The sequence below is a fragment of the Pseudomonas gebzensis genome (assembly GCF_034427815.1).
Taxonomy (GTDB): domain Bacteria; phylum Pseudomonadota; class Gammaproteobacteria; order Pseudomonadales; family Pseudomonadaceae; genus Aquipseudomonas.
On record NZ_JAXQNS010000038.1, the window covers coordinates 1 to 764 of the forward strand.

1 pseudogene is annotated in these 764 nt (G+C 60.2%); it reads right to left on the bottom strand.

The features are described 5' to 3' along the window. Window positions 1-680, bottom strand: a pseudogene (locus SJI00_RS22360) (T6SS effector BTH_I2691 family protein); the annotation flags it as partial. Window positions 681-764: the final 84 nt, after the last annotated feature.

Consider the following 764-nt stretch of genomic DNA (forward strand, 5'->3'; position numbering starts at 1 on the left):
CGGTCCAGCCAGGAAATCAGGTCCAGTTCGCTACGCGTACAGTGTTCTTGCAGCCGCAGTGCTTCAACGCTGGTCTGCCCGTAGTACTGCCGTACTTCTTCAAACTTCACATCCTCACGCCAGAGGCGCCTGCTGTTCCAGCTATCAAAAGCGGTTTGCCATTTCTCCTGATCGGGCAGATGGCCGTGCCTGGCTTGGAATGTGGACTGAGCTGATTCAAGTGCCGCCGTTGCGCCCATTGAGACCATTGCGTATTCACTTGCCGTGACCAGATCCTTGCCGCGTTCGATCTCGTCCTGTGTGCGCAGCAGCTCGTAGAGGTCATCGACATAGGCTTGCCGACCGGCCGCATCGGTGATCGACGGCGGAATCAGTTCATCGGTTTCCAGGCCGCACAGGGTCATCACGGCGGTGGCACTCTGTAGCCGGTGCTGATGAAGGCTGTCGAATTGACTCAATTCCAGCTGCCTGCCGGCCAGGTTCATGCTCAGGTCATCAATGATTGCCAGCGGGTCGTCCAGGGCGACGAACAGCGCCGTGTCCTGGTCGGGAACATGCCCACGCACCAGGCACTCTTCAAAGGTTGCCTTGAACGGGCCGCCTTCGGCTGCGGCCTCAGTGGGTAGCAGCGTGCTGGTGAAGGTCGGCGCAGGACAGCCCTCGACCAGGATGTCCGACACGCTGGCCCCCAAGTTGGTGATGGGGCCACCATGGTCAAGGCTGCCGCTCTGGCAGAACGTTGGCAGATCGACCTTGCGCATCCA